General features: G+C 60.3%; 17 protein-coding genes. 11 read left to right on the top strand and 6 right to left on the bottom strand.

The window, feature by feature from the left end; translation table 11 throughout:
- From AB4N41_RS26840 to AB4N41_RS26815, 6 genes are all read left to right on the top strand, one after another.
- Positions 1 to 867 (top strand): 3-hydroxyacyl-CoA dehydrogenase family protein (locus AB4N41_RS26840; protein ID WP_460138304.1); only part of this gene is annotated, 867 nt, incomplete at its 5' end.
- Positions 868 to 896: 29 nt separating this feature from the next.
- A complete protein-coding gene (gene fadA, locus AB4N41_RS26835) occupies positions 897 to 2,072 on the top strand; it encodes an acetyl-CoA C-acyltransferase FadA (protein ID WP_252876659.1) in 1,176 nt (391 codons plus the stop codon).
- A gap of 93 nt (positions 2,073 to 2,165) precedes the next feature.
- The gene (locus AB4N41_RS26830) at positions 2,166 to 2,402 is read left to right on the top strand and encodes a DUF1653 domain-containing protein (RefSeq protein WP_016775494.1); all 237 of its coding nucleotides are present in this window, start codon (positions 2,166 to 2,168) and stop codon (positions 2,400 to 2,402) included.
- A gap of 114 nt (positions 2,403 to 2,516) precedes the next feature.
- On the top strand, positions 2,517 to 5,150 hold the full coding sequence (gene topA / locus AB4N41_RS26825) for a type I DNA topoisomerase (RefSeq protein ID WP_041477349.1): 2,634 nt from the start codon (positions 2,517 to 2,519) through the stop codon (positions 5,148 to 5,150).
- A gap of 144 nt (positions 5,151 to 5,294) precedes the next feature.
- Positions 5,295 to 5,819 carry a DUF6586 family protein gene (locus tag AB4N41_RS26820; protein ID WP_041477347.1) on the top strand — a complete coding sequence of 175 codons (525 nt, stop codon included), beginning with the start codon at positions 5,295 to 5,297 and terminating at the stop codon, positions 5,817 to 5,819.
- A 106-nt stretch (positions 5,820 to 5,925) separates the two neighbouring features.
- Positions 5,926 to 6,159 carry a hypothetical protein gene (locus AB4N41_RS26815; RefSeq protein ID WP_003226592.1) on the top strand — a complete coding sequence of 78 codons (234 nt, stop codon included), beginning with the start codon at positions 5,926 to 5,928 and terminating at the stop codon, positions 6,157 to 6,159.
- 97 nt (positions 6,160 to 6,256) lie between these two features.
- Here the strand turns inward: AB4N41_RS26815 and sulA are convergent, their stop codons facing one another.
- Both sulA and lexA read right to left on the bottom strand, forming a co-directional pair.
- The gene (sulA, locus tag AB4N41_RS26810) at positions 6,257 to 6,730 is read right to left on the bottom strand and encodes an SOS-induced cell division inhibitor SulA (RefSeq protein WP_041477346.1); all 474 of its coding nucleotides are present in this window, start codon (positions 6,728 to 6,730) and stop codon (positions 6,257 to 6,259) included.
- A gap of 10 nt (positions 6,731 to 6,740) precedes the next feature.
- A complete protein-coding gene (lexA, locus tag AB4N41_RS26805) occupies positions 6,741 to 7,349 on the bottom strand; it encodes a transcriptional repressor LexA (protein WP_016775490.1) in 609 nt (202 codons plus the stop codon).
- A gap of 229 nt (positions 7,350 to 7,578) precedes the next feature.
- Between lexA and AB4N41_RS26800 the strand changes: the two genes are divergently transcribed.
- The 4 genes from AB4N41_RS26800 (at position 7,579) to AB4N41_RS26785 (ending at position 13,509) form a co-directional block, all read left to right on the top strand.
- Positions 7,579 to 8,286 carry a TetR/AcrR family transcriptional regulator gene (locus AB4N41_RS26800; RefSeq protein ID WP_056791523.1) on the top strand — a complete coding sequence of 236 codons (708 nt, stop codon included), beginning with the start codon at positions 7,579 to 7,581 and terminating at the stop codon, positions 8,284 to 8,286.
- 158 nt (positions 8,287 to 8,444) lie between these two features.
- Positions 8,445 to 9,455: a beta-N-acetylhexosaminidase gene (gene nagZ, locus AB4N41_RS26795; protein ID WP_252876658.1), complete on the top strand. Its 1,011-nt coding sequence runs from the start codon at positions 8,445 to 8,447 to the stop codon at positions 9,453 to 9,455.
- Between the two features lie 13 nt (positions 9,456 to 9,468).
- Positions 9,469 to 10,206 carry an S-methyl-5'-thioinosine phosphorylase gene (locus tag AB4N41_RS26790; RefSeq protein ID WP_016775487.1) on the top strand — a complete coding sequence of 246 codons (738 nt, stop codon included), beginning with the start codon at positions 9,469 to 9,471 and terminating at the stop codon, positions 10,204 to 10,206.
- Between the two features lie 9 nt (positions 10,207 to 10,215).
- The gene (locus AB4N41_RS26785; protein WP_252876657.1) at positions 10,216 to 13,509 is read left to right on the top strand and encodes a DEAD/DEAH box helicase; all 3,294 of its coding nucleotides are present in this window, start codon (positions 10,216 to 10,218) and stop codon (positions 13,507 to 13,509) included.
- Positions 13,510 to 13,634: 125 nt separating this feature from the next.
- Here the strand turns inward: AB4N41_RS26785 and AB4N41_RS26780 are convergent, their stop codons facing one another.
- The 3 genes from AB4N41_RS26780 to mfd are packed head-to-tail and all read right to left on the bottom strand — an operon-like array spanning position 13,635 to position 20,363.
- Complete coding sequence (locus AB4N41_RS26780; RefSeq protein ID WP_252876656.1) at positions 13,635 to 16,325, bottom strand: DEAD/DEAH box helicase; 2,691 nt, start codon at positions 16,323 to 16,325, stop codon at positions 13,635 to 13,637.
- Between the two features lie 11 nt (positions 16,326 to 16,336).
- Complete coding sequence (locus AB4N41_RS26775; protein ID WP_071173055.1) at positions 16,337 to 16,903, bottom strand: CsiV family protein; 567 nt, start codon at positions 16,901 to 16,903, stop codon at positions 16,337 to 16,339.
- A gap of 10 nt (positions 16,904 to 16,913) precedes the next feature.
- Complete coding sequence (gene mfd, locus AB4N41_RS26770) at positions 16,914 to 20,363, bottom strand: transcription-repair coupling factor (RefSeq protein ID WP_252876655.1); 3,450 nt, start codon at positions 20,361 to 20,363, stop codon at positions 16,914 to 16,916.
- A gap of 354 nt (positions 20,364 to 20,717) precedes the next feature.
- Here mfd and AB4N41_RS26765 point away from each other — a divergent pair, with 354 nt between their 5' ends.
- Positions 20,718 to 22,181: a glyceraldehyde-3-phosphate dehydrogenase gene (locus AB4N41_RS26765; RefSeq protein ID WP_016775482.1), complete on the top strand. Its 1,464-nt coding sequence runs from the start codon at positions 20,718 to 20,720 to the stop codon at positions 22,179 to 22,181.
- A 172-nt stretch (positions 22,182 to 22,353) separates the two neighbouring features.
- Here AB4N41_RS26765 and tcuC read toward each other — a convergent pair whose 3' ends face one another.
- A complete protein-coding gene (tcuC, locus tag AB4N41_RS26760) occupies positions 22,354 to 23,652 on the bottom strand; it encodes an MFS transporter (protein WP_252876654.1) in 1,299 nt (432 codons plus the stop codon).
- Positions 23,653 to 23,670 lie beyond the last annotated feature (18 nt).

Here is a 23,670-nt window from a genome sequence, read left to right as displayed (position 1 = left end):
AACACCTCGACCATTTCAATCAGCCTGCTGGCCAAGGCCCTCAAGCGTCCGGAAAACTTCGTCGGCATGCACTTCTTCAACCCGGTGCACATGATGCCGCTGGTGGAAGTGATCCGTGGCGAGAAGTCCAGCGAACTGGCCATCGCCACCACAGTTGCCTACGCGAAGAAAATGGGCAAGAACCCGATCGTCGTCAATGACTGCCCGGGCTTTTTGGTCAACCGCGTGCTGTTCCCGTACTTCGGCGGTTTTGCCAAGCTGGTCAGCGCCGGTGTCGACTTTGTGCGTATCGACAAGGTCATGGAAAAATTCGGCTGGCCAATGGGCCCGGCTTACCTGATGGACGTGGTCGGCATCGACACCGGTCACCACGGCCGCGACGTCATGGCTGAAGGTTTCCCGGACCGCATGAAGGATGACCGTCGTTCGGCCATCGACGTGCTGTACGAAGCCAAACGCCTGGGCCAGAAGAACGGCAAGGGCTTCTACGCCTACGAGGCCGACAAGAAAGGCAAGCAGAAGAAAGTCGCCGATCCGTCGGTACTCGAAGTGCTCAAGCCGATCGTTTACGAGCAGCGCGAAGTCACTGACGAAGACATCATCAACTGGATGATGATCCCGCTGTGCCTGGAAACCGTGCGCTGCCTGGAAGACGGCATCGTTGAAACCGCCGCCGAAGCCGACATGGGTCTGGTCTACGGTATCGGTTTCCCTCCATTCCGTGGCGGTGCGCTGCGCTACATCGATTCGATCGGTGTTGCCGAGTTCGTTGCCCTGGCTGACCAGTACGCTGATTTGGGCGCGCTGTACCACCCGACCGCGAAGCTGCGCGAAATGGCCAAGAACGGCCAGAGCTTCTTCGGTTAAGCGCCCCCAACTAGAGTGAGAGTGAACTTATGAGCTTGAATCCTAGAGACGTCGTGATTGTCGACTTCGGTCGTACTCCGATGGGCCGCTCCAAGGGCGGCATGCACCGCAACACCCGCGCTGAAGACATGTCGGCGCACCTGATCAGCAAACTGCTGGAACGCAACAGCAAGGTCGACCCGGCGGAAGTCGAGGACGTGATCTGGGGCTGCGTCAACCAGACCCTGGAGCAGGGCTGGAACATCGCGCGCATGGCGTCGCTGATGACCCAGATTCCGCACACTTCGGCCGGCCAGACCGTCAGCCGTCTGTGCGGTTCGTCGATGAGCGCGCTGCACACTGCTGCGCAAGCGATCATGACCGGCAACGGTGACGTGTTCGTGGTCGGCGGCGTCGAGCACATGGGCCACGTGAGCATGATGCACGGTGTCGATCCGAACCCGCACATGTCGCTGTACGCGGCAAAAGCCTCGGGCATGATGGGCCTGACCGCTGAAATGCTCGGCAAGATGCACGGCATCACTCGTGAGCAGCAGGATGCCTTTGGCGTGCGTTCCCACCAGTTGGCCCACAAGGCAACCGTGGAAGGCAAGTTCAAGGACGAAATCATCCCGATGCAGGGTTACGACGAGAACGGTTTCCTGAAACTGTACGACTACGACGAAACCATTCGTCCGGAAACCACCCTGGAAAGTCTGGCGGCACTCAAGCCGGCCTTCAATCCGAAAGGCGGCACCGTGACTGCCGGTACTTCGTCGCAGATCACCGATGGTGCTTCGTGCATGATCGTGATGTCGGCGCAGCGTGCCCAGGACCTGGGTATCCAGCCTATGGCGGTGATCCGTTCGATGGCAGTGGCAGGTGTGGATCCGGCAATCATGGGCTATGGTCCAGTGCCGGCAACACAAAAAGCCCTGAAGCGCGCAGGCCTTGGCATCAACGATGTCGACTTCTTCGAGCTCAACGAAGCTTTCGCCGCACAGGCTCTGCCAGTGCTGAAAGATCTGAAAGTGCTCGACAAGATGAACGAGAAGGTTAACCTGCACGGCGGCGCGATCGCCCTGGGTCACCCGTTCGGTTGCTCCGGTGCGCGTATTTCCGGCACCCTGCTGAACGTGATGAAGCAGAATAGCGGCACCTTCGGGGTGGCCACTATGTGCATTGGTCTCGGCCAAGGCATCTCCACCGTCTTCGAACGCGTTTAAGCGTCTCGTCGATGGAAGCCGGGGCCCAGTGCCCCGGTTTTTGTTTTTGGGTTTTTTATTTATTTTTGAAAAGATTTCAGTGAGGGCCGAAGCATGCCGATACAACCTGGGCTCTACCAACATTACAAAGGTCCGCAATACCGTGTATTCAGTGTTGCGCGGCATTCCGAAACCGAAGAAGAAGTGGTCTTTTACCAAGCCCTGTATGGCGATTACGGCTTTTGGGTGCGCCCGCTGAGCATGTTCGTCGAGTCGGTCGAGGTTGACGGCGAGCAGGTGCCGCGCTTTGCTTTGGTGCAAGCCGAACCGAGCCTTTTTGACAAGGCATGAGGCGACTGCGCAGACAACCCTGCGCTTGACCTCACCTTGTATCAACTATATATAGCGGTGCCGCGTCAGGCGCCAACCGCCTTTCACTTCTAGAATTCAGGAATTTTCTGATCCATGGGCAAATCGCTGGTCATTGTGGAATCCCCGGCTAAGGCCAAGACCATCAACAAGTATCTGGGTAACCAATACGTGGTGAAGTCGAGTATCGGCCATATCCGAGACCTGCCCACCAGCGGTTCGGCTAGCGCCAGCAAAGAGCCAGCCGCCAAGCGCGGCAAGGCTGCTGCGGGCGAAGGTCCGGTGCTCTCGCCGAAAGAGAAAGCGCGCAAGCAGCTGGTCTCGCGCATGGGCGTCGATCCCGAACACGGCTGGAAAGCCCAGTACGAGATCCTCCCGGGCAAAGAAAAGGTCATCGAAGAGCTGCGCCGGCTCGCCAAGGATGCTGACACCATCTATCTCGCAACCGACTTGGATCGCGAGGGGGAAGCCATTGCCTGGCACCTGCGCGAAGCCATCGGTGGTGACGACAGCCGTTACAAGCGCGTGGTGTTCAACGAAATCACCAAGAAGGCGATCCAGGAAGCCTTCTCCGAGCCGGGCGAGCTGGACATTGATCGTGTCAACGCCCAGCAGGCGCGTCGCTTCCTCGACCGCGTCGTCGGCTACATGGTCTCGCCGCTGCTGTGGGCCAAGATCGCCCGTGGTCTGTCCGCCGGTCGCGTGCAATCGGTTGCGGTGAAGCTGGTAGTCGAGCGTGAGCGTGAAATCCGTGCGTTCAATCCCGAAGAATACTGGGAAGTGCACGCTGATCTCGGCACCACCAAAGGCTCGACCGTGCGTTTCGAAGTGGCTCGCGAAAAAGGCGAAGCCTTCAAGCCGCTGAACGAAGCCCAGGCCATGGCTGCGCTGGAGAAGCTCAAGTCTTCCAGCTACAGCATCGTCAAGCGCGAAGACAAACCGACCAGCAGCAAGCCGTCGGCGCCGTTCATCACGTCGACCTTGCAGCAGGCTGCGAGCAACCGCCTCGGTTTCGGCGTGAAGAAAACCATGATGATGGCCCAGCGTCTGTACGAAGCCGGCTACATCACTTACATGCGTACCGACTCGACCAATCTCTCGGCCGACGCCGTGGCGATGGCGCGCACCTACATCGAAGACGAATTCGGCAAGAAGTACCTGCCGGAAACGCCGAACGTTTACAGCAGCAAGGAAGGCGCGCAAGAGGCTCACGAAGCGATTCGTCCGTCCGACGCCAACACCACACCGAGCAAGCTGGCGGGTATGGAGCGTGATGCCGAGCGTCTGTACGAGCTGATCTGGCGCCAGTTTCTCGCCTGCCAGATGCTGCCGGCGCAATACCTGTCGACCACCGTCAGCGTCGGCGCTGGCGACTTCGAGCTGCGTGCCAAGGGCCGTATCCTGAAGTTCGACGGTTACACCCGCGTGATGCCGCAGATTGCCAAGCCTGGCGATGATGACGTGCTGCCGGACATGGCCCAGGGCGATGTGATGAAGCTGATCAAGCTTGACCCGTCGCAGCATTTCACCAAGCCACCGGCGCGTTATTCCGAAGCCAGTCTGGTCAAGGAGATGGAAAAACGCGGCATCGGTCGTCCTTCGACTTACGCTGCGATCATTTCGACCATTCAGGATCGCGGTTATGTGACCCTGCACAACCGTCGTTTCTACTCGGAAAAGATGGGTGACATCGTCACCGAACGTCTGTCCGAGAGCTTCTCCAATCTCATGGACTACGGCTTCACCGCGGGCATGGAAGAGAACCTCGATGACGTGGCGCAGGGCGAACGCGACTGGAAAAATGTGCTGGACGAGTTTTACGGCGACTTCAAGAAGAAACTCGAAGTCGCGGAAAACCCGGACAGCGGCATGCGCGCCAACCAGCCGGTCATGACTGACATTCCGTGCACCACGTGCGGTCGTCCGATGCAGATTCGTACCGCATCGACTGGCGTGTTCCTCGGCTGCTCGGGCTACAGCCTGCCGCCGAAAGAGCGCTGCAAGGCCACCGTCAACCTGGTGCCAGGCGATGAAATTGCCGCGGACGACGAGGGCGAATCGGAATCGCTGGTCCTGCGTGGCAAGCATCGCTGCCCGATCTGCAGTACGGCGATGGACGCCTACCTGCTGGACGAGAAGCGCAAATTGCATATCTGCGGCAACAACCCGGATTGCGCCGGTTACGAAATTGAAGAAGGCAGCTATCGCATCAAGGGCTATGAAGGTCCGAGCCTGGAATGCGACAAGTGCGGCAGCGAAATGCAGCTCAAGACCGGCCGTTTCGGCAAGTTCTTCGGTTGCACCAACCCTGAGTGCAAGAACACCCGCAAGTTGCTGAAGAGCGGTGACGCGGCGCCGCCGAAGATGGATCCGGTGAAGATGCCTGAGCTGAAATGCGAAAAGGTCAACGACACGTACATCCTGCGCGATGGTGCGTCCGGTCTGTTCCTGGCCGCCAGTCAGTTCCCGAAAAACCGCGAGACTCGCGCTCCGCTGGTGATCGAGATTCTGCCGCACAAGGACGAGATCGATCCGAAGTACCACTTCCTGTGCGAGGCTCCGCAAAAGGATCCTGACGGTCTGCCAGCGGTCATCCGCTACAGCCGCAAGACCAAGGAGCAATACGTACAGACCGAAGTCGACGGCAAGCCGACAGGCTGGAAAGCGTATTACGACGGTGGCAAGTGGACTGTTGAAGACAAGCGCAGCGCAAAGGCCAAGGCTGAGTAAGCGCTAGTCTGAACAGCAAAAAGGCCGCATGAACCCTTCGGGTTTTCATGCGGCCTTTTTGTTTTTTGCTTGCGCTGGCATCGGCTGATCCATGACACTGCCGGGCCTGTGTGAAGCAATTATTTCGTTGTGGAGGCTGCCGTCATGGCCCACGAACTCTATACCCGCACCAACCAGAAGATCTATTTCGCCGGCCTGTCACTCGAAGCTCTGGCTCGTGCTGAAGAAGGGCGGGCGATGAATTCTCTGGCGCTGATCCAGGCCGGGCGTGAGTCGGCGTTGTTCCACCTCTACGGCGCACTGCTGGGCTTGTGTCATGAGATCGCCGGCTTTTATCGTCTGCCGCAGGCCAATTCGCCGAGGGCAGAGGAGTTGTTGAAGCGCGAAGTGCTGGAGTCGATCGCCATTCCGGAGTTGGCCGAAATGGTCGAGCTGGCCGGTAATCCGGAAACCTGGCTGGCGAAACTGCTGGCGGCGCACGCAGCACTGTTTCAGCCACCGAGGGCGCCACGCAAGCCGAAAGGCGACGTGACGCAGCCGCTGATCCAAGCGATTAATCTTGATGAAGAAGAGGCGCCGGAAGAGCTCAGTCGAGACGAGCTGGAGAGCTGGCGGCAGAACCTTAAAGGTCTGGCCCTGCGTTTCCGTGAAGGTTTGAATGAGTGCTGATTGGATTTGGCGCAGTGGCAATCTGAAACATGCTGCTGGTCAAGATCCCGAGCGAAGCTCGAATGATGTCTATATAATCGCTGCCTTTCGTGGAGAACAGACTTATATGCCAACGTCCTTTCTAGAAATTGTCGAGTTACCAGACGGCCGAATCGAACTGCGCAGGGCCGAGGACGAAGGTTCTCTGGTGACGCTGGATTTCTCCGAGGATGCCAAGGCGTTCCTGCAAGGCCAGCACGTTGAAATTGCCAAAGCGATGTTGAGCGTCGGCGTGCAGATGGCAGGTCGTATGGTTGAAGGCGAGTTTGATAAGGAAGAAGGGCCGCGGGTTCTTCATTGATCCACGCTTTGGCCTTTTCTCGGTCGCTTGCGCTTCAGATCGGCTTCTCTGTCCTTGGAGAAGCCCTGCGCTTCACACAGCGCGCATTACTCAACAATCAACCCAAACGAATGTTCAGGCTCTGAGCTTCGCCCGTGCGCGCGGCGCTGATCAGTTGTTGCCGTGAATTGGCATTCAACGGGTTTAGCCAGGTCACCACGGTGTGGCTGCGACCCAGTCGCAACGCTTCGCACGCCAGTTGCTGAGCACTCTGCGTGCCACGCGGTTGCAGCAGCAGGATGCGTTCGCGGTTCAGGCCGGCATCGCGCAGCCAGGTTTGCGTCAGGCTGGCGGGTGGGGCGATCAGCGTCAGCCAGCGCGCATCCTGATCCTCGCTCAATTCACGGAGGATCGGCGCTAGCAGGTTCAGGCAGTTCCCGGCCGCACCACGCAGTGATAGCTCACTGAAGGCGTCAGGTTTGGCATTCCAGTCACGCTCGACCACGTCTTTGAGGATCGGCGCAATCGGTTGCGCCAGAAACGCTTCAAATAAAGGCAGTTGTGTTTGCTGAGGTGTGTGTGGGAACTGCATGGAGCCTCCTTTAGCGGCGAATGACGCCGACACTCAAGCCTTCGATCACCAGTTCCTGATCTTTCAGGTCGACTTCGATAGGGGCAAACTCGGGGTTCTCGGCAATCAGCCAGACTTTGCTGCCTTCACGCTTGAAGCGTTTGACCGTCACTTCGTCGCCGATACGCGCAACCACAACCTGGCCGTTACGCGCTTCGCGGGTGGTATGCACTGCCAGCAGGTCGCCGTCGAAGATGCCGATATCCTTCATGCTCATGCCGTGCACACGCAACAGGTAGTCGGCGCGAGGATGGAAGAAGGTCGGGTTGATGTTGCAGGATTCTTCGATGTGCTGCTGGGCGAGGATCGGCGCGCCGGCAGCCACTCGGCCAATGATCGGCAGGGTGGAGTCGTCGGCCTTGGCTTCGAAGCCGGGAATACGAATGCCGCGGGAAGCGCCCGGGGTCATCTCGATCGCGCCTTTGCGGGCCAGGGCCTTGAGATGTTCTTCCGCCGCGTTGGGCGATTTGAAACCCAATTCCTGAGCGATTTCCGCACGGGTGGGCGGATAGCCGTTGTCTTCGAGGCAACGTTTGATGAAGGCCAGAATCTCGGCTTGGCGTGGCGTCAGCTTTAGCATATTGATCGCTCTGTCTTTTTATACAGTGACTGGGATTATATACAGTGAAGCAGTCTTGGCAATGGGCGTTTTTTTGCCGCCCGCCGAGCGGTCGCGAAGGGCGCTTATTAATGCTGGCGCCTTGTGTGGTTAAATAGCTGACCGACCATTCCCAAAACGAACCGGCAGGCTTGACAAGGCTTAGGCTGAAACGTATGTTTCAAACAAGTGTTTGTCAGGCGGAGTAGCCATGGCCCAGTCGGAAACCGTTGAACGCATTCTTGATGCTGCCGAGCAGTTGTTCGCGGAGAAAGGATTCGCTGAAACCTCATTGCGTTTGATCACCAGCAAGGCTGGCGTCAATCTGGCTGCGGTGAATTATCACTTCGGCTCGAAAAAGGCGCTGATCCAGGCCGTGTTCTCGCGCTTCCTCGGTCCGTTCTGCGTCAGCCTCGATAAAGAGCTGGAGCGCCGTCAGGCCAAGCCTGAGAACAAGCCGACCCTCGAAGAGCTGCTGGAAATCCTCGTCGAGCAAGCGCTCGTCGTGCAGCCTCGCAGCGGTAACGATCTGTCGATCTTCATGCGTTTGCTCGGCCTCGCGTTCAGCCAGAGCCAGGGCCACTTGCGACGTTATCTGGAAGACATGTATGGCAAAGTGTTCCGCCGCTACATGCTGCTGGTCAATGAAGCGGCGCCACGCATTCCACCGATCGAGCTGTTCTGGCGCGTGCACTTCATGCTCGGCGCCGCAGCGTTCAGCATGTCCGGGATCAAGGCCTTGCGCGCGATTGCCGAGACCGATTTCGGCGTGAATACCTCCATCGAACAAGTGATGCGCCTGATGGTGCCGTTCCTCGCTGCCGGCATGCGCGCCGAAACCGGCGTCACCGATACAGCCATGGCCAGCGCGCAATTGCGTCCGCGCAGCAAATCCATACCGGTCGCCGCCAAGGTTTGACCGCGCACGGGTGGGCGCGGTAGCTGGTATCCGCTAAGCTAGCCGGCCATGCCGACTCTCGTACTGAACCCGATCTGCATGAATTCTGCTGACCGTCCGGGCAATGCCCACGGTAGCGAATGCAAGCAGATCGGGTTTTTTGTTTTCAAGGAATCTCTATGACTGCTGGCCTGCAAGGCTCGTTGATGGTGGACGTCGCCGGTACCTGGCTGACGGCCGAAGATCGCCAATTGTTGCGTCAGCCCGAAGTGGGCGGCCTGATCATTTTCGCCCGCAATATCGAGCATCCACGCCAGGTGCGCGAACTGAGCGCCGCGATCCGCGCGATTCGTCCGGATCTGCTGCTGGCGGTGGATCAAGAGGGCGGGCGTGTGCAGCGCTTGCGTCAGGGTTTCGTCCGTCTGCCAGCGATGCGCGCCATCGCCGATAACCCGAATGCAGAGTATCTCGCCGAGCAATGCGGCTGGATCATGGCCACCGAAGTGTTGGCGGTCGGGCTCGACCTGAGTTTCGCCCCGGTGCTGGATCTGGACTATCAGCGCAGTGCCGTGGTGGGCACCCGTTCCTTCGAAGGGGATCCCGAGCGCGCTGCCTTGCTCGCCGGTGCATTCATTCGCGGTATGAACAGCGCCGGCATGGCCGCCACCGGCAAACATTTCCCAGGCCACGGCTGGGCCGAAGCCGACTCCCATGTGGCGATCCCGAACGACGAGCGCAGTCTCGACGTGATCCGCGCCAATGATCTGGTGCCCTTCGCCAAACTCAGCAAACAACTGGCCGCCGTCATGCCGGCCCACGTCATCTATCCGCAAGTCGACTCGCAGCCGGCCGGTTTCTCCCGACGCTGGCTGCAGGACATCCTGCGCGGCGAGTTGCAGTTCGATGGCGTGATCTTCAGCGATGATCTGTCGATGGCCGGCGCTCACGTGGTCGGCGACGCTGCCAGCCGCATCGAAGCCGCGCTGAGTGCCGGTTGCGATATGGGCCTGGTATGCAACGACCGCGCGGCAGCCGAGCTGGCGTTGAGTGCCGCGCAGCGCATGAAGGTCAAGCCTTCTGCTCGCATCGCCAGGATGCGCGGTCAGGCCTTCGCCAGCACCGATTATCGTCAGGACCCGCGTTGGCTCACCGCCCTCGGCGCGCTCAAAGACGCTCAACTGATCGATTAAGGATTTTTTCGTTATGACCGTTTACGCAATCATCGGCGGCACTGGGCTGACTCAGCTCGAAGGCCTGAGCATTCGCCAGTCGCTGGCAGTCGACACCCCGTACGGCGCGCCTTCGGCCGAGGTGCAGATTGGTGAGTACGCCGGCAAGGAAGTGTTGTTTCTCGCCCGTCACGGTCACCCGCATCGTTTCCCGCCGCACAAGGTCAACTACCGCGCCAACCTGTGGGCGTTGAAGCAGGCGGGTGCCGAAGCGATCATCGCCGTTAACGCGGTGGGCGGTATTCATCCCGCCATGGGCACCGGGCATTTCTGCGTGCCGCACCAGATCGTCGACTACACCAGCGGGCGCGAACACACCTATTTCGCCGATGATCTGGAGCACGTCACCCACATCGATTTCAGCTTTCCCTACAGCGAGCCGTTGCGTCAGCAATTGATTGCCGCAGTCGCCGCCGAAGGCTGCGAATACAGCGATCAAGGCGTGTACGCCTGCACCCAGGGTCCGCGTCTGGAAACGGTCGCCGAGATCGTGCGACTGGAGCGTGACGGCTGCGACATCGTCGGCATGACCGGCATGCCGGAAGCCGCGCTGGCGCGTGAGCTGGATCTGGATTACGCCTGTCTGGCGCTGGTGGTGAATCCTGCAGCTGGCAAGACCACCGAAGTGATCACCATGGCCGAAATCGAGCAGGCCCTGCACGATGGCATGGGCAAGGTGAAATCAACGTTGGCGCGAGTGCTGGCCAGCTAAGGACTGTCCATGAGCATTTTCATCGAGCGGCTTAAAGGGCTGACATGGACCCACGCATTCAGTAGCAAGGCGTTGGCCAAGGCCCGCGCTTATGCCGCCGATGACCGGGTAGAGATCCTCGAGATCGATGACAGGAAGATCGAGGCGTTCTGCGTCGGTTCGCAACTTCAGGCGTATGAGCAAAGCATTTATCTGTCCGAAGATCGGCTGGGGTCGGTAAACCTGCGTTGCCTGTGCAGCTGTCCTGTTGCAATCGACTGTAAGCACAGCGCGGCGGTGATCTATCACCTGCTGGGCACGGGTGAGGATGCGTCTGACAATGATGCACAGATCCCGTTGGGGCGAGCGCTCGAGCATTGGCTTTCGACAATTCCCGTGCCGGCCAAGCCTGCTGACGAAAGTGCGCAAACCGCAGGCACGCGTCTGTTTTACAAGCTCAAATCGACGTCTGCGAACGGCAAGTGGCTGCTCGATATCTTCAAGGTCTACCAGCTCAAGAGCGGCGAGTTACGCGAGGTCAAACCGATGTACTCGCTCGCGGAAATGCTCATGCGCCAGCCCGGCTACCTGTCCGAGCTGGATCTGCGCATCGCCCGGCTGTTGGTCGCCATGCATTCCCATCACGCCTACTACAGCGGCTATCCGCTGGAAGGCAGCAGTGGCGCCGAACTGCTGGAAATGCTCCTGCGCACCTCGCGGCTGTTCCTCGATTTCGAAGACCTGCGAGCGCTGACACCGGGGGCGAAACGCGTGGGTCAGTTCTCTTGGGCTGAGCAGGCCGATGGCGGATTCCGCGCGCAATGGAGCAGTGCCGAAGCCGCGCAGGAAACCGTGCTGGCGCTGGAGCCGCTTTATTATCTTGATCGCGAGCAGCGCCAGGTTGGCCCGCTGTTCACTGAGCTGGAAGAAAAGCTCGCCTGCCATCTGACCCTGGCGCCAGACGTTCCGGCGCGTCAGGCCATGCAGTTCAGCCATCGCATGAGCGCGGCGACCCAAATTGCGCCACCGCACAAGCTCACCGAGCGAGTCATCGATGACGTGCTGCCGCAGCCGCAACTGACCCTGGTCAGCGGCCGAGAACGCTCGCGCTGGGAATATGTGCTGGAGCACCGCGCCGCTCTGCTGTTTACCTACAACGGTCATCCGGCGGTGGATCGCAACCCGGAAGTGATGATCCTCAACGGCAGCGAAACCCAGCGCATTCAGCGTCAACCTGCGCTGGAAAAGAAGCTGCGCCAGAACCTGCAAAAACATGGCTTCAAGAAAGCCACGCGCAAGAGTGCAATGGATCGTCCCGGCGAGATGTTTACCTTGCCGGATGATTCCGCCTGGCTCGGGTTCATGCACGAAGGGCTGGCCACGCTGCGCGCCGCAGATTGGAAAATCGAGATCAGTCCCGGTTTCCATTTCGATGTACAACCGGTTGAACAGTGGTACGCCGAGGTCGAAGAAGAGGCCGCGCATCAGTGGTTTGATCTGCAGTTGGGTATCGTCGTCAACGGCGAGCGCTACAGCTTGCTGCCGATCCTTCTGCACCTGTTGCGGACCCAGCCGCGCTTGCTCGACCCGGTCAATCTGGCGCAGCGCAACGATGATGAAAAACTCCTGATCGAGCTCAAGCCCAGCGGTTTTGGCGACCCGGCCGGCGCCAAGGTCGCGTTGCCGCTGAGTCGGGTCAAACCGTTGATGGCGACGCTGGGCGAGCTGTATCTGGGCGGACACCAGGGCGATGCGCTGCGCTTGACCGCTCCAGACGCCGCACGCCTGAGTATGCTCGATGGCGTACCGCTGGACTGGCAGGGCGGCGAACGCCTGCGCACTTTTGCCAAGCGTCTGCAGAATTCCAGTCACGCCCAGGTTGCTGCGCCTGCCGGCCTCAACGCGCAACTGCGCCCGTATCAGCTCGAAGGCTTGAACTGGATGCAGACCCTGCGCGAGCTGGAAGTCGGCGGCATTCTGGGCGATGACATGGGCCTGGGCAAAACCCTGCAGACCCTGGCGCATCTGCTCACGGAAAAACACGCCGGGCGCCTGGATTGTCCGGCACTGGCGGTGATGCCGACCAGCCTGATTCCCAACTGGCTCGACGAGGCCGAGCGCTTCACGCCGCAGTTGAAAGTCCTGGCGCTGCACGGCACCGGGCGGCAGAAGGACTTTGCCAATCTGGGCGAATACGACTTGGTGCTGACCACCTACGCATTGCTGCCCAGGGATCTGGAGATCTTGCAGCCGCAGCCGTGGAGCGTGCTGATTCTCGACGAAGCGCAGAACATCAAGAACCCGCTGAGCAAAGCCGCCCAGGCCGCGCGTGACTTGCAGGCCCGTCAGCGCCTGTGTCTGAGCGGTACGCCACTGGAAAACCACCTCGGCGAGCTGTGGTCGCAGTTCCATTTCCTCATGCCCGGCTGGCTCGGCGACAGCAAATCCTTTAACCGCGATTACCGCACGCCGATCGAGAAGCACGGCAATGTGCAGCGCATGCAGCACCTGACCGCACGCATCAAGCCGTTTTTGCTGCGGCGCAAGAAGGATCAGGTCGCCACCGAGTTGCCGCCGAAAACCGAGATCATCCACTGGGTCGAACTCAGCGATGGTCAGCGCGACGTCTATGAGACGGTGCGCGTGGCGATGGACAAAAAGGTCCGCGACGAAATCGCCCGCAGCGGCGTGGCGCGCAGTCAGATCATCATCCTCGATGCGCTGCTCAAGCTGCGCCAGGTCTGCTGCGATCTGCGCCTGGTCAATATGCCGCTCACGGCGAAGGCGTTGCGCTCGGGCAGCGGCAAGCTGATCAGCCTGATGGAGATGCTCGAAGAATTGCTCGGTGAAGGGCGGCGCATTCTGCTGTTTTCCCAATTCACCTCGATGCTGGCGCTGATCGAGCAGGAATTGCAGCAACGCGGGCTTGCCTACTCGTTGCTGACCGGTGACACCACCGATCGGCGCACGCCAGTCAAGGATTTCCAGGGCGGCAAGGTGCCGTTGTTTCTGATCAGCCTCAAGGCCGGCGGTACCGGTCTGAACCTGACGGCGGCAGACACGGTGATTCACTTCGACCCGTGGTGGAACCCGGCGGTGGAGAATCAGGCGACTGATCGGGCGTACCGGATCGGGCAGAACAATCCGGTGTTCGTCTACAAGTTGATTGCCAAAGGCACCGTGGAAGAAAAGATCCAGGCGTTGCAGCAGGAGAAGGCTGCGCTGGCCGGGGCGGTGCTTGAGGGTGGCACGACGGGGGGATTCAAACTGGAACAGAGTGATATCGAGGCGTTGTTTGCGCCTTTGCCGGTTTCCGGAGATTGAAGGGTTTGAATCGCGGTGGGGCCATTCGCGAGCAGGCTCGCTCCCACATTGGATCTCGAGCGAATCTGGATTAATTGTGGGAGCGAGCCTGCTCGCGAAAAGCTATCTAACTAGCAACGCCGCTTTCAGCGCTTGTCGATCTTGTCCGGCAACGGCGCAAACAGCGCTTCAATATCATCGCTCTGCAATTTCCAGTCCCCGGCCTTGCGCCCATCGAGCACGCCCGCTGCCAGGTCGGACTTTTCCTTCTGCAGGTGCTGAATCTTCTCTTCCACCGTGCCCCGGGCAATCATCTTGTAGACGAACACCGGTTTTTCCTGGCCGATTCGATACGCGCGGTCAGTCGCCTGATTCTCGGTTGCCGGGTTCCACCACGGGTCGTAGTGAATCACCGTATCGGCTTCGGTCAGGTTCAAGCCGACGCCACCGGCCTTCAGGCTGATCAGAAAAATCTGCCGCGTGCCGCTCTGGAATTCCTTCACCGGTGTGCGCCGGTCACGGGTCTGGCCGGTGAGCAGGGCGTAGGCGATCTTGCGTTTTTTCAACTCATCTTCGATCAATGTCAGCATCGAAGTGAATTGCGAGAACAGCAGAATCCGCCGGCCTTCTTCGAACAGTTCCTCAAGCATTTCCATCAGGCTGTCGAGCTTGCCCGAGGTGCTGCCGCGCGGGGGCAGGGTTGCGTCGTTGACCAGGCGCAGATCGCAGCAGACCTGGCGCAGCTTGAGCAGTGCTTCGAGGATGATGATCTGGCTGCGCGCCACGCCTTTGCGGGTGATCTCGTCACGGACCTTCTTGTCCATCGCCAAGCGCATGGTCTCGTACACATCACGCTGCGCTTCGTTGAGTTCGACCCAATGGATGATCTCGGTTTTCGGCGGCAGCTCAGTGGCGACCTGCTCTTTGGTGCGGCGCAGCAGAAACGGTTTTATCCGACCGTTGAGGTGCTGCAGTCTGACTTCACTGCCGCGCTTTTCGATCGGCACACGGTAATCGGCATTGAAGCTTTTCACGTCGCCAAGCCAGCCCGGCAGCAGGAAGTGGAACAGCGACCACAGCTCGCCCAAGTGGTTTTCCAGCGGCGTGCCGCTGAGGCACAGGCGCTGGCGCGCGTTCAGCTCGCGGGCGGCCTGGGCGGCTTTGCTGTTGGGGTTCTTGATGTATTGCGCTTCGTCCAGCACCAGCACGTGCAGCGGCTGTTTGGCCAGGCGCTCGAGGTCCTTGGGCAACAGGGCGTAAGTGGTGAGGATCAGGTCGAAGTCGGCCAGATTGTCGAAGTGTTTCTTGCGCGTGGCGCCATACAGTGCGAGGACTTTCAGTTGCGGGGTGAAGTGCGCCGCCTCGTCGAGCCAGTTCGGAATCAGGCTGGTCGGCATCACCACCATGCACGGACGATCGAGGCGTCCGGCGTTCTTTTCGCTGAGAATATGCGCCAGGGTCTGTAGGGTTTTGCCCAGGCCCATGTCATCCGCAAGAATCCCGCCGACCTCCAGTTGCCGCAGCGATTGCATCCAGCTCAAACCTTCGAGCTGATACGGGCGCAGCGTTGCATTCAGACCTTGCGGCGCTTCGGCCGTGAAATCGCGGATGTCGCGCAGGCGCTGGGCGAAGGTGCGCATCTGCTCGCCGCCTTCCCACAACAGCGGCAGGCCTTCCAGCGAATTGAGCCGGGTGGCGTCAGCCTTGCTCATGCGCAGGGTGGTTTCGCCCGGCTCCTGCAAATAGAACTCGCCCAGCGTCATCAATACCGGCTTCAAGCGACCGAGCGGCAGCGCCACTTGCAACGGCCCATGCTCGCTGGTGCGTTGCGGAATGTTCACCAGAATCAGCTCGTCATCGCGACGGCGGGCGAGGCGTTCCGGGTTGAGGATCTCGGTGTGCGAGCGCATCAGATTCAGCAGAATCGGCAGCAGGCTCAGGCGCTCGCCGTTGACGATGATGCCCAGTTCCAGATCGAACCAGTCGCGCTCCGGCGCCTGTTCGACGGTGGCGTACCAGTCGTCGACGGCGGTCAGGTCGAAACCGAATTCCTCATCAATCTGCAACTCCCAGCCCTGGCTGCGCAATTTCGGCAAGTCATTCAGGGTGAAGGTCAGCCAGGCGCTGTCGTTGACCATCTCGTAGAGTTCGCCGGCGCTTTCCGGCAGGGCTTTGCTCTGCCTTGTGGCGATGCGGAAACCGAGGATGCGTAACTGTTCGCGGTAGGACTGTTCGACGTCCGGGTGACGTTTTATTCGCAGGGTCTGGGCTTCCTGACGGATCAGGATATCGCTGTGTTTTTGCCCGCTGACGTATTCGTCCAGATAGCTGAACGACAGTGCCGCGCGATGCTGAATGTAGCGCTGCATCTTGCCGTTGCGCGGCTCGAAGGCGCTGAATTCGACGCTCGCCAGCCACAGGCGCGGCACCGGCTGCACGTTGTCCACCAGCACTTGCGGTGGCGCTTTCGGGCTGCGGTTTTCCAGCACGGCCTGGAGCTTCTCCAGCAGCTCGGCATCTTTAGCGGCGGCGGGGTAATCGAGGGTTTCCTGGATTTTCAGCAGCACCGCCGCGCAGTGTTTGCAGTTGCTGCGCACCGGACAGGTGCAGGTGGCGTCGACCAGCAACAGCGTCGCTTTGGCTGACTCGCGCAGATGGATGGTCTGCCGGTAAACGCTACCGCCAGAACCTTCGCAACTGGCGGTGATGGTCGCATCGCCGACCTGGGCGATGCGCACTCGATTCTCCAAAGCGTAGCGGCGGCCGCGCTCCAGACTCTGTTCTTTGAATCGGCTGACCCACGACGGGGCCAGCGGTTTGCTCAGGGGCGGCGGCATAAGGACTTCGATCAGTCCGGCACGACTTCAGGCGCTTCGCGAGGCGCTGGCGCGGTCAGGGAAGTGATCTTGATCAGCAGGGCCAGATGACCGTTGTCGAGGTAATTGAGCTGGCCGTTCTTGGTGTGGCTGTCCTGGCGCAGGCGCTCACTGGCGGTGACCAGGCCATTGGCGTCGATCTGATTGACCCAGAAATCGGCGGTCACGTCGGTGAAGCGGCCGAGTTTCATTTCCAGCGTGCCCTCGATGGGGAACTGGCCGAACTGTTCCTGACCTTCGCTCACTGCGACTTTCGCCGGCGCTTCGCCGAGGCTCTGCTGCCAGGCTTTGTGCATCAACACGGTGTACTCGCCGCTGGCGGTGAGTTTGCTCACTACATCATTCAGCGCTGGGGTGCGCTGGCTGTCGCTGCCCAGGCGCTGGGCGCCAGCGGCCCAGTCTTCCGGGGCGGCGCGGCTGACGATTGCTGGCACGGCATTCTGGCGCACCAGGATCATTTCGACCTGATACGTGTCATCGGCAAACGCCGTCGGTGCTGCAAGTGCAAGCAACAAAGTCAGGGAGCGGAACAGGCGCATTGGGCGTCCTTCAAGCGGATTTCGGGATGAGACGCTCAAACAGCGCCTCGACAGTATTGAAACGTTCTTCCGGGCGCTCCATCGGCACCTGGAATTTAAACATCGTCGCGCCTTCGAACTTGTAGCGCTTGGGCTGCGTCTGGATCAGCTTGATCAGGGTCATCGGGTCAACCGGCGTCTGCGCTTCGAACTCGATGCGTCCGCCTTGCGGCCCGCCGTCGACTTTCTTGATGCCGAGCTTTTCCGCCTGCAATTTCAGCGCGGTGATCCGCACCAGGTTCTTGGTCGGCTCCGGCAACAGGCCGAAGCGGTCGATCATCTCCACCTGCAGATCCTTGAGGCCTTCCTCGTCGGTGGCCGAGGCGATGCGTTTATACAGAATCAACCGCGCATGCACATCCGGCAGATAATCTTCCGGAATCAGCGCCGGCACCCGCAGATTGACTTCCGGGCCGCCGCCAAGCGGTTGATCGAGGTTCGGCTGCTCGCCCTTGCGGATCGACTTCACCGCGCGCTCGAGCATTTCCATGTACAGGGTGAAACCGACGGCCTGAATCTGCCCGCTCTGACCGTCGCCGAGCAGTTCGCCGGCGCCACGGATTTCCAGGTCGTTGGTGGCCAGGACGAAACCGGCGCCGAGGTCCTGGGTATTGGCGATCGCTTCCAGACGTTTTTCCGCGTCCGAAGTGATTTGCTGGCGTGGCGGTGTCAGCAGGTAGGCGTAAGCCTGGTGGTGACTGCGACCGACACGACCACGCAACTGGTGCAGCTGGGCCAGGCCGAACTTGTCGGCGCGCTCGATGATGATGGTGTTGGCGCTTGGCACGTCGATGCCGGTCTCGATGATGGTCGAGGCGATCAGCACGTTGAAGCGCTTGTGGTAGAAGTCGCTCATCACCTGTTCGAGTTCACGTTCGCGCATCTGCCCGTGGCCGATACCGATGCGCGCTTCCGGCACCAGTTCCGCGAGGTCGGCGGCGCACTTCTCGATGGTCTTCACATCGTTGTGCAGGTAGTAAACCTGACCGCCACGCAGCAGTTCACGCAGCAGGGCCTCTTTGACCGTGCTCTTGTTCTGCTCCATGACAAAGGTGCGCACCGACAGGCGCCGCGCTGGCGGCGTGGCGATGATCGACAGATCGCGCATGCCCGACACCGCCATGTTCAGCGTGCGCGGAATCGGCGTCGCGGTCAGGGTAAGGATGTCGACTTCGCTGCGCAGGGCCTTGAGCTGTTCTTTCTGGCGCACGCCAAAGCGGTGCTCTTCGTCGATGATCACCAGCCCGAGGTTTTTGATCTTCACATCATCGGACAGCAGTTTGTGCGTGCCGATGACGATGTCGATCTTGCCTTCCGCCAGATCGGCGATCGCCGCGTTGACTTCCTTGGCCGATTTGAAGCGACTCATCACTTCCACGGTCACCGGCCAGTCGGCGAAGCGGTCGCGGAAACTGTTGTAGTGCTGCTGGGCGAGCAGGGTGGTCGGCACCAGAATCGCCACCTGACGACCGCCGTGCACGGCAATGAACGCGGCGCGCATGGCCACTTCGGTCTTGCCGAAGCCAACGTCGCCGCAGACCAGACGATCCATCGGTTTCGGCGCGAGCATGTCTTCGTGCACGGCCTCGATGGTGGCTTGCTGATCGGGTGTTTCCTCGAACGGGAAACCGGCGCTGAAGGTGGCGTAGTCGGCCTTCGGGTCGGCGAAGGCGTAACCTTCACGGGCGGCGCGACGGGCGTAAATGTCGAGCAATTCGGCGGCGACGTCACGCACCTGCTCGGCGGCCTTGCGCTTGGCTTTCTGCCAGGTTTCCGAGCCGAGGCGGTGTAGCGGCGCGAGCGAATCGTCGCTGCCGGTGTAGCGCGCGATCAGGTGCAGGTTGGCCACTGGCACGTAGAGCTTGGCGTTCTCGGCGTATTCGAGGGTGAGGAACTCGGCGGCCTGATTGTCGATTTCCAGAATCGTCAGGCCCAGGTAGCGCCCGACGCCGTGGTCGATATGCACCACCGGCGCGCCTTCACGCAGTTCGGTGAGGTTCTTGATCACCGCATCGTTGCTGACGTCGCTGCGCTTCTCGCGGCGGCGACGTTGCATGACCCGTTGGCCGAACAGCGGACTTTCCGCCACCAGAGCTAGCGCGGGGTCGTCGAGCAGCAGACCTTCGTCGAGCGGGGCAATGGTGATCGCCAGACGATCCTTGCTGGCGACGAAGTCAGGCCAGCTGTCGACGGTTTTCGGCCGCAACTTCAGACGTTCCAGCAGTTCCAGCAGGACTTCGCGACGACCCGCCGATTCAGCGGTGAACAACACGCGACCGGGGAATTCTTCGAGGAAGCCGGCCAGCGCCGCCAGCGGTTGCGTGGCCTTGGCTTCGATGGCCAGATCGGGCAGCGCATGTGCCGGGAAGCGCTCACGGCCGACGCCGCTTTCAACGTCCTGTTGACTGGCAACGACGCGTGGCCAGTTCTTCAGGCGCGCGAAGCAGTCTTCCACCGGCAGGAACAATTCGGCCGGTGGCAATAAAGGACGCGATGGATCGACGCGGCGTTCTTCGTAACGATTGCGCACGTCGTTCCAGAAGTTTTCCGCCGCCTGCTCGATGCCCGGCAGCGAGAACACCTGAGTGTCCTGGGGCAGGTAATCGAACAGCGTCGAAGTTTCGTCGAAGAACAGCGGCAGGTAGTACTCGATGCCGGCCGGGGTGATACCGCTGCTCAAATCCTGAAAGATCGGGCAGCGGCGAAAATCGACGTCAAAGCGCTCACGGAAACGCGCTTTGAAGCGGGTTACCGCATCTTTCTGCAACGGAAACTCGCGCGCCGGCAGCAGCTTGACCGACTCGACCTTGTCGATCGAACGCTGGGTTTCCGGATCGAACGTGCGCAGGGTTTCGATTTCGTCATCGAACAGGTCGATGCGATACGGCAGTTTGCTGCCCATCGGGAACAGGTCGATCAGCGCGCCGCGTACGGTGAACTCGCCGTGCTCGTACACCGTGTCGACATAGCGATAGCCGCTGGCTTCGAGCCGCGCGCGCATCTGTTCGACGTCGAGCTTCTGGCCGATATCCAGCACCAGGCTGCTGCCGAGCAGGAATTTGGTCGGCGCCAAGCGATGCAGGGCGGTGGTGATCGGTACCACCAGCACGCCGTGGGCCAGTTCCGGCAGGCGGTAAAGGCTGGCGATGCGCTGGGAGATGATGTCCTGGTGCGGCGAGAACAGGTCGTAGGGCAGGGTTTCCCAGTCGGGGAAATGCAGTACGGGCAAATCCGGGGCGAAGAAACTCAGCTCCTGTTCCAGCCGTTCGGCGCTTTGGCTGTCGGCGGTCAGCAGCAGGGTAAAGCGCTTGGCAGCGCTGGCAGCCTCGGCAATCGCCAGGCTGAGGGCGGCACCGGGCAGATTGCCCCAGTGCTGTTTACCTGCTTCGGCAGGGAGTAGCGGTAGACGCAGAACAGGCACGGAAGGTTGAGCTCCAGGCGTTGCGACAAAGTCGGTAATTGTAGCGGCCTACGGTGCCGCCTGTCAGTTGCAGACTGCGTCTATCTTCACGGTTTGGACGAAATGTAGTGGTAACCATAAAAACGAGCACTTTTTTCATGGTTATGTAGTGCCGAAACCGGGTGGTGTTACGGAGGGTTACAGACATCGTCTATCAGTCGTCGAAAAATTGACTGCGCTGAAAGCCCCGGTTTTATTGGGCTGGAGAAGGGCGTAAATTTTTTGAACGGGAATTTGTTACCGATTGCGCGACAAGCGCGCATTGCTGAAAGGGCTTGTCGGCGGCATAATGTAGCCCCTTTTTTCTGCCCCTACATGTGGAAGGTTACCGTGACTCAGAAGCCCGACCAGTGTCTTGGTGAATGGATCGACCGTGAAGCACTCGCAGAAGCGATGATTCCGCTTATCGGTCAGCTCTACCGCAATAACAACGTGGTTAGCTCGATCTATGGCCGCAGCCTGATCAACCAGTCTGTCATCGCGATTCTCAAAGCTCACCGCTTTGCTCGCCACCGTTCTTCCGACGACAGCGAACTCTCCGTCCACGAAACATTCCCACTGCTCAAGGCCATGAGCGAGCTCAAGCTCGGCGCGGCGTCGGTGGATCTGGGCAAGCTGGCGTTCAAATTCCGCAATGAAGGCAACGGCCGCAGCGCCGAGCAGTTCGTGCGTGAAGAGATGGCTGACGTGGTTGGCCAGCAGAACGCCTCGGCCCGCAAAGGCACCGACGTTGTTCTTTACGGCTTCGGTCGTATCGGCCGTCTGCTGGCGCGCATCCTGATCGAGAAAACCGGTGGTGGCGACGGCCTGCGTCTGCGCGCCATCGTCGTGCGCAAAGGCGCCGAGAACGACCTGACCAAACGCGCCAGCCTGCTGCGTCGCGATTCGGTACACGGTTCGTTCAACGGCACCATTACCATCGACGAAGAAAACAACACCATCACCGCCAACGGTAACCTGATCCAGGTGATCTACGCGAAGAACCCGACCGAGGTGGATTACACCCAGTACGGCATCAAAGACGCGCTGCTGGTGGACAACACCGGTGTATGGCGTGACGCCGATGGCCTGGGTCAGCACCTGGCCTGCCCGGGTATCGATCGCGTTGTTCTGACCGCGCCTGGCAAGGGCAAGCTGAAGAACATCGTTCACGGCATCAACCACGGTGAAATCACCGCTGACGACAAGATTGTCTCGGCTGCTTCCTGCACCACCAACGCCATCGTGCCGGTGCTCAAAGCGGTCAACGACAAGTTCGGCATCATCAACGGTCACGTCGAAACCGTTCACTCGTACACCAACGACCAGAACCTGATCGACAACTTCCACAAGGGCGATCGCCGTGGCCGCAGCGCCGCGCTGAACATGGTGATCACCGAGACCGGCGCCGCCACCGCTGCTGCCAAGGCTCTGCCTGAGCTGGCCGGCAAGCTGACCGGTAACGCGATTCGTGTTCCGACGCCAAACGTGTCGATGGCCATTCTCAACCTCAACCTTGAGAAAGCCGCCACCCGCGAAGAGATGAACGAGTACCTGCGCTACATGGCGCTGCACTCCGAGCTGCACAAGCAGATCGACTTCGTCAATTCGCAGGAAGTGGTGTCGACTGACTTCGTTGGCTCGCGTCACGCCGGTGTAGTCGACGCTGAAGCGACCATCGTGCAGGACAACCGTGTCGTTCTGTACGTCTGGTACGACAACGAGTTCGGCTACAGCTGCCAGGTAGTTCGTGTGATGGAAGACATGGCTGATGTGAATCCGCCAGCGTTCCCGCGCTAAGTCTCAGGCTTGAATGAAAACGCCCCGGCATTTTGTCGGGGCGTTTTTGTTTGTGGGCCTGTTGGATCTTCGGCGTCCTTGCCGGCCTCTTCGCGAGCAGGCTCGCTCCCACACTGGATCAGTGTCGTTCACAATCTTCTGTGGGAGCGAGCCTGCTCGCGAAAGCATTCTGTCAGGCGCCGCTGGCTACCGAGGCCTGCGCCGTGCGCAACTCATGCCGGTTGCCACGGAACAACACCAACGTCGCAATCAACCCCAACACCGCCGCGCCACTGAGCCAGATGCCCGGTGCTGACTTGTTGTCCAGCACATGAATCAGATAGGTGCACGCTGCCGGAGTAAATCCGCCGAACGTCGCCGTTGCCAAACTGTAAGCCAGGGAAAACCCGGTCGTGCGCACTTCCACCGGCATGATCTCGGTCAGCGCCACCACCATCGCGCCGTTGTACGAGCCGTACAGGAACGACAGCCACAATTCGACAATCAGCAAATGGCTGAAGCTCGGATTCGCCACCAGCCACGACAGTGCCGGATACGCCGTGAGGATCGCCAGAATTGTCGCCGCCAGCAGTAAGGGTTTTCGGCCGATCTTGTCGGATACCGCGCCCATCACCGGTAGCCAGAAGAAGTTCGACAAGCCGATGCACACCGTCACCAGCAAGGCGTCGAGGTCCGACAGATGCAGCTCAGCCTTGCCAAACGTCGGCGTGTACGCAGTGATCAGGTAGAACGACACCGTGGTCATCACCACCAGCGCCATGCCGGCAATGACGATGCCGAAGTTCTGCCCGATCGAGCGGACGATTTCGCCGAGGGTAGGGCGGTGGGTTCGCGCCTGGAATTCCGGAGTTTCTTCCAGCGAGCGACGGATGAAGAAAATCACCGGCACGATCATGCAGCCAATCAGAAACGGCACGCGCCAGCCCCATTCGCCCATTTGCTCCGGACTCAGCCAGTGGTTGAGGCCAACGCCGAGCAGACCGGCGAACACCACGGCTGCCTGTTGGCTGGCGGACTGCCAACTGACGAAAAAGCCTTTACGCCCCGGCGTCGAAATTTCCGCCAGATACACCGACACACCGCCCAGTTCCACGCCCGCCGAGAAGCCTTGCAACAGACGGCCGAACAACACCAGTAGCGGCGCGGCGACGCCGAGCGTCGCGTAGCCAGGCACGCAGGCAATCAACACCGTACCGGCGGCCATCATCGCCAAGGTGATGATCAGTCCTTTGCGCCGTCCGTGACGGTCGATATAGGCACCGAGGAAAATCGCCCCCAGCGGGCGCATCAGGAAGCCGGCGCCGAAGGTCGCCAGCGACAGCATCAGCGAAGCGAAGGCGCTGTCGGTGGGGAAGAAGGTTTTGGCGATGGCCGTGGCATAGAAGCCGTAGACCATGAAGTCGAACATTTCGAGGAAGTTGCCGCTGACAACGCGAAAGATCGCTTTGCCTTTGCCCGTGGTGGAGGACATGGGAGGTACTCACTGTTC

The sequence above is a fragment of the Pseudomonas sp. S2_A10 genome (assembly GCF_054668465.1).
Note: the sequence above shows the minus strand (reverse complement) of the source record. Positions and strands in the feature narration are given on the sequence as shown.